Origin of the sequence: Vibrio halioticoli NBRC 102217 (genome assembly GCF_000496695.1) — a bacterium.
Lineage (GTDB): Bacteria > Pseudomonadota > Gammaproteobacteria > Enterobacterales > Vibrionaceae > Vibrio > Vibrio halioticoli.
The window spans coordinates 128,119-137,269 of sequence record NZ_BAUJ01000008.1; the positions used below are offsets into that span (position 1 = coordinate 128,119).

7 protein-coding genes are annotated in these 9,151 nt (G+C 43.4%); 4 read left to right on the top strand and 3 right to left on the bottom strand.

Going from position 1 to position 9,151, the window contains the following annotated elements:
• The first annotated feature begins 90 nt into the window (after positions 1-90).
• Together VHA01S_RS04110 and VHA01S_RS04115 are read left to right on the top strand one after the other, a co-directional pair.
• A complete protein-coding gene (locus VHA01S_RS04110) occupies positions 91-2,451 on the top strand; it encodes a Lon protease family protein (protein WP_023403089.1) in 2,361 nt (786 codons plus the stop codon).
• Between the two features lie 403 nt (positions 2,452-2,854).
• Positions 2,855-3,541 carry a MaoC family dehydratase gene (locus VHA01S_RS04115; RefSeq protein WP_023403090.1) on the top strand — a complete coding sequence of 229 codons (687 nt, stop codon included), beginning with the start codon at positions 2,855-2,857 and terminating at the stop codon, positions 3,539-3,541.
• A gap of 79 nt (positions 3,542-3,620) precedes the next feature.
• Here the strand turns inward: VHA01S_RS04115 and VHA01S_RS04120 are convergent, their stop codons facing one another.
• Positions 3,621-4,442 carry a phosphate ABC transporter substrate-binding protein gene (locus tag VHA01S_RS04120; RefSeq protein ID WP_023403091.1) on the bottom strand — a complete coding sequence of 274 codons (822 nt, stop codon included), beginning with the start codon at positions 4,440-4,442 and terminating at the stop codon, positions 3,621-3,623.
• A gap of 155 nt (positions 4,443-4,597) precedes the next feature.
• Between VHA01S_RS04120 and VHA01S_RS04125 the strand changes: the two genes are divergently transcribed.
• Positions 4,598-4,951, top strand: coding sequence for a DUF3024 domain-containing protein (locus VHA01S_RS04125; RefSeq protein WP_023403092.1), 354 nt, complete (start codon positions 4,598-4,600; stop codon positions 4,949-4,951).
• Between the two features lie 20 nt (positions 4,952-4,971).
• On the opposite strand, the gene glgC is transcribed toward VHA01S_RS04125, so the two are convergent.
• Positions 4,972-6,189 (bottom strand): glucose-1-phosphate adenylyltransferase, encoded by a 1,218-nt coding sequence (gene glgC, locus VHA01S_RS04130; protein ID WP_023403093.1) that lies wholly within the window; start codon positions 6,187-6,189, stop codon positions 4,972-4,974.
• A 297-nt stretch (positions 6,190-6,486) separates the two neighbouring features.
• Between glgC and glpK the strand changes: the two genes are divergently transcribed.
• Positions 6,487-7,953 carry a glycerol kinase GlpK gene (gene glpK, locus VHA01S_RS04135; protein ID WP_023403094.1) on the top strand — a complete coding sequence of 489 codons (1,467 nt, stop codon included), beginning with the start codon at positions 6,487-6,489 and terminating at the stop codon, positions 7,951-7,953.
• 119 nt (positions 7,954-8,072) lie between these two features.
• On the opposite strand, the gene pyrC is transcribed toward glpK, so the two are convergent.
• Positions 8,073-9,104: a dihydroorotase gene (gene pyrC, locus VHA01S_RS04140; protein WP_023403095.1), complete on the bottom strand. Its 1,032-nt coding sequence runs from the start codon at positions 9,102-9,104 to the stop codon at positions 8,073-8,075.
• Positions 9,105-9,151: the final 47 nt, after the last annotated feature.

Here is a 9,151-nt window from a genome sequence, read left to right on the forward strand (position 1 = left end):
TCTCGTACATCTTACGTGTCGTACATTTGGGGCTCTCGTTGGGCATTACACTGACAGTAATCATTCACCATTTCTCACATTGAGGTGACTATGGCTATATCTTCTTTACCCTCTGCAGCGCTTTATCGTGATGCTGACTTAAATTTGCTCTCTAGCAAATCAACCAAAGACATTCCACCGATTGATGAAATTGTAGGCCAAGAGCGAGCGCAATCAGCGGTCGAATTTGCCATGTCAATTCGTGAAAAAGGCTACAACATTTATGCCATTGGCCGCAATGGTTTGGGTAAGCGCACCATGATATTGCGATACCTAAAACGTCACCCCTTTGATCAGCACCAATTATACGATTGGTGTTATGTCGCCAATTTTGAAGATATACGCGTACCAAAAGTGCTAAAAGTGCCTCGTGGTATAGGGCAAAGTTTGCGCACGGATATCGATAAATTAATGACCAAGTTATTAAAGGCGATTCCGCTGGCTTTTGATAACGAAATGTATTTCTCGCGTGCAGATCGTTTAAAAAACCAATTAGCGACTAAGCAAGCGACCGCCCTTGAAGCATTAACCAAAAAAGCCAAAGAAGAGAGCGTCAGTCTCACCATCACTGCGCAAGGTGATTATCAATTTGTCGCGCTGGATGGAGAGGAGCCGTACACCGAAGCTTCCTTCGAGTTATTGGATAAAAAGACACAAGCAAAGTTTGATAAAACCATTGATACTCTTGAAGTGTCTCTACGGCACATCATTCGCGATCTTACGGAATGGGAAGAGCAATTTACCGATAAAATTCAGAAGTTGAATGCGGATGTGACGTTAGGTGTTATTGGGCACTTTATCAAAGCATTAAAAGCTAAATATAAAAAACATAGCGAGGTGAAACAGCATTTAGCCGATCTTCAAGCTGATATCGTCGAAAATGTGGATATTTTCCTCGAAGAAGGCGATGAACAAGGTGAAATTGCCACCGCATCGTTAGATAAAAAGCTGCCGCGTCGTTATAAAGTCAATGTGATTGTTTCGCAGCCTAAAGATGAGCTACCGATCATCATTGAAGAGAGTCCAAACTATCATTCACTGTTTGGCTATGTAGAAACGGCCACTTTCAAAGGTACCGTGTTCACTGATTTCTCATTAATCAGGGCAGGGGCTTTGCATAAAGCCAATGGCGGCGTGCTGCTGATGGATGCGGTTAAAGTGCTTGAACAGCCTTATGTGTGGGATGGATTAAAACGTGCTTTGCGCTCTAAAGAACTCAGCTTAACGGCGCTAGAGAAGCAGGTCACAATGACAGGTGCTGTATCGCTTGATCCTGAGCCAATCCCTTTAGATGTCAAAATTATTTTGTTTGGTGATTATCGAACTTATCAATTATTGCAGCATTACGATTCAGAATTTGCTGAGCTATTTAGAGTTACTGCCGATTTTGAAGATGAAATGAAACGAGATCGTGACTCAGAGCTGCACTATTGCCGATTTATCTCCAGCATAGTGCACGACAATAAACTGCTGCATTGCGATAAAAAAGCCATTGCGCGCATTATCGAACACAGCTCACGAATGGCCGCAGATCAAAATAAGATCTCCTTGCATTCAGCCAATACGGCTAACCTATTACGTGAAGCAAACTACATTGCCAGAAGTGCCAAGGCAAACATTATACGTGCTACTCATGTTGAGAAAGCATTGCTAAATCAACTTTCTAGGGTTAGTCGCCTGCAAGAAAATGTCATGGAAACCTTTGTCAATGGCACTACCTTAATTCGTGTCCAAGGTGACGCTATTGGGCAGGTCAATGCACTTTCTGTACTTAGCACTAGCGATCATATGTTTGGTGCGCCTAACCGTATTACTGCGACCACCTCTTTTGGTAGTGGTGAAGTGATTGATATTGAACGTAATGTTGATCTTGGAGGCAGTATTCACTCCAAAGGGGTGATGATATTAACCGCCTATCTTTCGTCGGTTTTTGGTAAAACCGCTAAAATACCCTTAACTACTAATATTACCTTTGAGCAGTCTTATGGCGGCGTAGATGGTGATAGCGCCAGTATGGCGGAGTTTTGTGCTGTGGTTTCTGCCTTTTCAAAACAAGCAAATCGGCAGGATATTGCGATTACGGGTTCAATGAATCAGTTTGGTGAAGCGCAGCCTATCGGTGGAGTGAATGAGAAAATAGAAGGCTTTTTTGACGTATGTAAAATTAAGGGACGCAAGCCAACCCAAGGCGTGATAATTCCGCAATCCAATGTACATAATTTGATGTTACGCGCCGATATTTTACAGGCGGTTGATAAAGGGGAATTTCATATTTGGGCAATAGAACATGTCTCTGATGCGATTAAATTATTTACCGGTAAAGAGGCGGGCACACCTAGTGATGAAGGCAGTTATCCGATTGATACCATTTATGGCATTGCTCAAGCCAAATTAAATGCGCTGCGTAAATAATTCGTAGTTTTTGCCTAATCATGGATTTTAACCACAAAGTTACCCAAATAGGCTGTGATTTTGGCGACATTAGTTGTGGTTTTAAGGCGATGGCAATATTGATGATCACTTTTTGAGACCGTTAATTTTGTGATGGCGTTTTTAAACAGTGAGGTTTAAGTATCAAAACGAGTTGTTACACTAAAGGTACATTTATTCGCGTTAAAACAAATGTTTAGTGTTATCGATATGCGTCAATATGTATAAAATATTTCATTAATGCTCGGAAATTGTGCATAATTAGAGGTGAAATCTTGATTTTTCTTACTAATTTGCCATGAGGCAACATTCACATGTTGAGTTAAAATGTGATTTAGTTCAAAATCGAGCCCCTATAGCTACCCAAAGCTTCACTGGAGCGTGCATGAAAGTTGTTGATATTCTTAAACACAAACGAGGATCTCTTTCGAGACATCATATGGAGTTTATGGATAAGATGTCCCCTTCTCTTAGAGAGTATTGGAGTGAATTAGTGAGCCGTGCCCATGCACAGCACATTTTTCGCGCGTGGGGAAAAGATTTTCAAAAGCCGGCAGTAAATGAAGAAGTAGCTAATCCCACTCAAGACATCATCGAGATGAAGCCTGAGGCGGAAGCGCTGTATTTAGAGCTATCGCAAAAAATTGGCGAAGAGTTGCACGTGGGAAGCTGGTTTAGCATTGATCAAGAACGTGTCGATGCGTTTGGTCGAGTGACTGAAGATATGCAGTGGATCCATACCGATCCAGAAAAAGCACAGCAAGAGTCTCCTTTTAAATCGACTATTGCGCACGGTTTTCTTACTTTGGCACTACTGCCTCGTTTGTCAGATGCTGTTGATCCTGAGAAACCTTTGTTTCCTACCGCTAAAGTGACCGTTAATATGGGGATGAACAGTGTTCGCTTCCCTTATCCTGTTCGTGTAGGGAGCAACATTCGCGCTCGTAGCAGTTTAGTGAAAGTGACGCCTATTCAAAAAGGTCTTGAGATCACTCGTGAACTGAAAGTGGAGATTGAAGGCGTACGTCGTCCAGCTTGTGTGGCTGAATCGGTGATTCGTTTATACTTTTAATCGATAGCGTAACAACAGATTATCAAAAATGGCCAAAGCTTAGCTTTGGCCATTTTTATATGTACTAATACTGCTAGCGTTATTTATTTAAATGAGCGGTATAGCCCTGATTTTCAATAATAGCGCTGGCTTCTTTAGAGGTAACGTACTTGGCAAACTGCAATGCTGCTTCGTCTTTTAGATCTTTATGATGGAAGATCAAAAAAGGACGCGCTAGTTCGTAACTCTTGTTCAGTAAGTTAACCGAATTTGGCACAACACCGTCAAAGTTGAGTGGTTTAACAGAAGCGTCAATAGACCCCATGCTAATAAATCCGATCGCTTGCGGGTTGTAGCTGATCAAGGTTTTCATCATGCTATTGGTACTAACCACTAAGCTTGTTTGACTAATAGTTGAAACACGGCGGTCGTTTAGCACGCGAGTTAGGCCAACTTGGTCTTCAAATGCGTAACGAGAACCTGAAGACGTTTCTCTAGTCACCACAGCAATGGGACGATCGGCTCCGCCAATCTCTTTCCAGTTGGTAATTTTGCCCGTATAAATTTTAAAGAGTTGTTCACGGGTAATATTATCGACACTGTTTTGTTGGTTCACAACAACGGCTAAACCGTCGTAGGCAAAAGGCAAGACCACTAAATCGTCTTGATACTCTCTTTCGGTTAATAGTCGAGAGCTCATACCAATTTCTGCGACATTATTCTTAACTAAAGAAATCCCTGCTGTAGAGCCAACACCTTGCACTGCGATATAAGTATCTTTATGCGTGTTGTTAAAATTCTCGGCCAAAATATCCATTACTCTCGCTACCGAGGTAGAACCACTGATATTCACTTGAGCTGCGTGTACGTTCGCTATACTCAGTATCAGGCAGACCATTGCCGTGATAATTACTCTAAACATATTCATCCTTCTTCAAACTATAATTACAGATATTGCACAGAGTAAGACGATTGTATTACAAATTAGTGACACTAAATGACCAATGCGTAACATTTTTATGCGATTGTTTGGTGTTTTTGTCAGCAAGTGTGCAACGTCAAATTATGAGGTACACCATGAAGCTATCTGAAATGGAGCAACGGCAAATAATCAAACTGGCCAGTGATGCGTGTTGCTCGCGTAATCACAATGTGTGTGTTGAACTGAGTAAGGCTGAATTTGAATTGTCCGATACGGGTATTGAGTTTTACCACACTCGATTTAAGTTAGATTCTAAACAAGCCGATCATCGCTATTTGGTGGCGAAAATTCTCATTCGTGACAAGGCGTGGACGTTATTAATAGCGCATCGAGATCAACACGACATGTTTGAAGGTTGGCATACACATCCAGCAATCGAAACCCTTGGAAACCAGCTCCACCAACTGATTGCGGAGGTGGAGAATGATCCCCAAGGTTTGATTTGGTAAGGCGCGTTTAATGCACCGAATTATCCGAAGTGATAGCCTTCCGGGACGACGACAATACCTTGCTCGGAAATAGTAAATCGTTCTCTGTCAGCTTGTATGTCATAACCAATTTTGGTGCCATCAGGTACGGTGACATGCTTATCGATAATGCAGTTTCTTAGTTCGCAATGCTCGCCAATTTTAACATCATCAAACAAGATGCTGTTCATTATGGTGGCGCCATCGCTGACTTTAACGTTGGACGATAAAATGGAACGTTGTACCGAGCCGCCGCTAATCACCACGCCATTGGCAACGATGGAGTTAATAGAGATACCTTGATTTCCCGTGACAGAGGGGACGGTTCTTGATGGTGGTCGTTGCTGTTCGTAAGAGCGAATACCCCAATCATCTTGATAAAGATCGATAGGCGGAACCGGATCAAGTAAATCCATATTGGCTTGATAAAACGAGTCAACCGTACCTACATCACGCCAATATACGTCTTGCGACACTCGGCCTTCTTCAGAGCCAAATCGGTAAGCGTAAACCCCTTGAGCATCGATAAGCTTAGGGATGATGTCGTGTCCAAAGTCATGGCTGGACGTATCAATATCAGCGTCCGCCTCTAACGCCTCTACCAAAGCTTCCATTGAGAAAATATAAATGCCCATGGAAACCAAACTTTTGTTTGGCTTATCCGCAAGAGTTGGCGGATCGGCAGGCTTTTCCAAAAAGGATACAATGCGTCCGTCTGCTTCTGCACCTACCACACCAAAGGCGCTAGCTTCTTGGGCAGGAACTTCCATGCAAGCGATCGTTAACGCAGCATTGGTTTTCTTATGTTGCTTTAACATAGGTTGGTAGTCCATACGATAAATATGGTCACCAGACAGCACCACCACGTGCTTAGCTTCACTGCGCGATAGTAGCCACAGGTTTTGATAGATAGCGTCGGCCGTTCCTTCGTACCAAGCGTCACCTTTGCGCATTTGTGGGGGGACGGCTGTGATGTACTCACCCAGCTCTGGATTGAAAATGGACCATCCGTCACGCAAATGTTTTTGTAGAGAGTGAGATTTATATTGAGTCAGAACCAATAAGCGACGCAACCCAGAATGTAGGCAGTTACTGAGCGTGAAATCGATAATGCGGTATTTTCCGCCAAAGGGAACCGCTGGCTTGGCACGGTCTTGAGTTAAGGGCGCAAGTCGAGAACCCATGCCTCCGGCTAAAATGACGGTTAATGTATCTTGCATGACGACACTTCCTTGTTATTTTGGGTACTAAGTTTAATAAGCAAAAACTGTTCCAAAAACCAATCTATTGTTTAATAGGGGTTTTGCTCTTGTGTAGCGTGCTTTTGCACCACTATGTGGCGCTATTTGGTGCACCTGAACTAATTTAGTGCAATAAGTGGAATAAACACTATGAGCTACCGCGCCTCAAATGACAATTTAAGCGTTTTTTTAGTGCAAAACTCGATCTCGACACTCACGTAATTGCCATAATGTTGAGTATGATTTCTTTGAATCGAATTAAGTAGGATATTAACTATGGCCACAGGCTCTTACATTGTCGCCTTAGACCAAGGCACTACCAGTTCTCGTGCGGTAGTGTTTGACTCACAAGCCAATATTGTTGCTCAATCACAACGAGAATTTACCCAGTATTATCCGCAAGCAGGTTGGGTTGAACACGATCCGATGGAAATCTATTCATCGCAACGTTCAACGTTAATCGATGTACTAGACAAGCTTTCTATTACACCAGAAGATGTCGCAGGAATTGGTATTACCAATCAACGCGAAACCACCATTGTATGGCACAAAGAGACCGGCAAACCTATTTACAATGCCATTGTTTGGCAATGTCGCCGCACCAGTCAATTGTGTAAAGAGCTAAAAGAACAAGGCTGGGAAGAGTACATAAAAACCGCGACAGGTTTGGTATTAGACCCTTATTTTTCCGCCAGTAAAATCAAATGGATTTTAGATAATGTACCAGGTGCAAGAGCACTGGCTGACGACGACAAGTTGTTATTTGGTACTGTGGATACTTGGTTATTGTGGAAGCTGACTCACGGTAAAGTGCACGCCACCGACCACACCAATGCTTCTCGCACTATGATGTTTAATATCAATACCATGCAGTGGGATGAGAAAATTCTCGAATTGCTGGATATTCCCAAATCTATGCTTCCAGAAGTTAAACCCTCGTCAAGTTTGTTTGGAGAAACCTGCATTGGTGAAAATAGCGAGATTCGCATTCCAGTTGCGGGCATCGCAGGTGACCAACAAGCTTCATTATTTGGGCATCGATGTGTCAATCCAGGTCAGGTAAAAAACACGTACGGTACTGGCTGTTTCCTATTGATGAACACTGGCTCGCAAAAGGTGGACTCGCAACACGGCTTGCTTACCACCTTGGCTTGCGACGCCGAAGGAAAGCCTTGTTATGCCCTTGAAGGGGCCGTATTTATGGCAGGAGCTTCTATTCAGTGGCTAAGAGACGAATTGCGACTGCTTAATGAATCTAAAGATTCTGAATATTACGCCAACAAAGTGGATTCCTCTGATGGCGTATACGTTGTGCCTGCTTTCACTGGTCTAGGCGCACCGTACTGGGACCCGTACGCTCGTGGCACTATGGTAGGGCTCACGCGTGGCACCAGTGCCGAACATATCGTGCGCGCTACTTTAGAAAGTATTGCTTATCAAACTTATGATGTCATTCATGCCATGCAAGCCGACTCTTGTATAGAGCTAAGTAGTTTACGTGTGGATGGGGGAGCGGCGCGAAATAATTTCTTAATGCAGTTTCAATCAGACTTGTTAAATTGCGAAGTGCAACGCCCGCAATTGACCGAAGTCACGGCATTGGGCGCCGCTTTCTTAGCGGGGTTAAGTGTTGGCTATTGGAAGGATTTATCCGAACTGGAAGCTCGCTCTGAAATAGAAACGCGTTATCACCCACTTTGTGACAGTGAAAAACGCACCAAACGCTACGCAGGCTGGCAATGAGCGATCAAGTGCGCGCAAATGTGGAGTTCTTTGCAGGACGAAGAATAATAGCGCAGAGTGTAAAACGAAAAAGGGTTGCTTAATCAGCAACCCTTTGTAATTTAATAGCTACTAGTTAATTAAGCTTCTACTTTCCAAGAGATGGTTTCACCGCCTTTAATTGGCACGACGATGTCGCTACCAAATGGCATAGTTTCGGCTACTGCCCACTCTTCTTTTACTAAAGTCACGGTATCGCTGTTGCGTGGCAGATTGTAGAAGTCAGGGCCATTATGGCTAGCAAATGCTTCTAGGTGCTCTAGTTTGCCTTCGGCTTCAAATACTTCTGCGTAAAGTTCTAATGATGCGTGGGCTGTGTATGAACCCGCACAACCACAAGCGGTTTCTTTGCGACCTTTAGCGTGTGGCGCAGAGTCCGTACCAAGGAAGAATTTTTTGCTACCGCTGGTTGCTGCAGCGACTAATGCTTTTTGATGGCTGTTGCGCTTTAGAATTGGCAAGCAGTAGAAGTGCGGACGAATGCCTCCCACTAACATGTGGTTACGGTTATACATCAAGTGGTGCGCAGTAATCGTTGCGGCAACGTTGTCATTGGCATTTTGTACAAACTCAACCGCGTCAGCAGTCGTAATGTGCTCAATGACAATTTTTAGATTAGGGAAATCGCTCACGATAGGTGCTAACACTGTGTCTAAAAACTGTTTTTCACGGTCAAAAATATCAACATCGTGCGTAGTCACTTCACCGTGAATCAGCAGTAGGATACCTTGTTTTTCCATCTCTTCTAACACAGGGTAGATTTTCTTAGCGTCAGTTACGCCAGAATCCGAGTTAGTGGTTGCACCTGCCGGGTACAATTTACATGCAACAACTTGACCTGATGCTTTTGCTTGTTGGATATCTTCTTTGCTGGTGTTGTCTGTCAAATAAAGCGACATTAACGGCTTAAAAGTATCGCTATGATTGTGTGCATTGATACGCTCAAGGTAAGCGATAGCTTGTTCGGTGTTGGTCGTTGGCGGAACGGTATTTGGCATAACTAAAGCGCGACCATTGTAGCGACTAATGTCTTTTACTGTATCTTTTAGTACATCACCATCACGAAGGTGTACATGCCAATCATCTGGGCGTGTAATGGTTAAGTTGGTCATAGTTGTGCTCCCGCCAAAAAAGTCTAAAGGTGTAATACCAATCGTAC

What these genes read in the sequence shown, in the direction of transcription:
- VHA01S_RS04110 (WP_023403089.1), top strand. Translation starts at nt 91, where the DNA reads ATGGCTATATCTTCTTTACCCTCTGCAGCGCTTTATCGTGATGCTGAC.
- VHA01S_RS04115 (WP_023403090.1), top strand. Translation starts at nt 2,855, where the DNA reads ATGAAAGTTGTTGATATTCTTAAACACAAACGAGGATCTCTTTCGAGA.
- VHA01S_RS04120 (WP_023403091.1), bottom strand. Translation starts at nt 4,442, where the DNA reads ATGTTTAGAGTAATTATCACGGCAATGGTCTGCCTGATACTGAGTATA.
- VHA01S_RS04125 (WP_023403092.1), top strand. Translation starts at nt 4,598, where the DNA reads ATGAAGCTATCTGAAATGGAGCAACGGCAAATAATCAAACTGGCCAGT.
- glgC (WP_023403093.1), bottom strand. Translation starts at nt 6,189, where the DNA reads ATGCAAGATACATTAACCGTCATTTTAGCCGGAGGCATGGGTTCTCGA.
- glpK (WP_023403094.1), top strand. Translation starts at nt 6,487, where the DNA reads ATGGCCACAGGCTCTTACATTGTCGCCTTAGACCAAGGCACTACCAGT.
- pyrC (WP_023403095.1), bottom strand. Translation starts at nt 9,104, where the DNA reads ATGACCAACTTAACCATTACACGCCCAGATGATTGGCATGTACACCTT.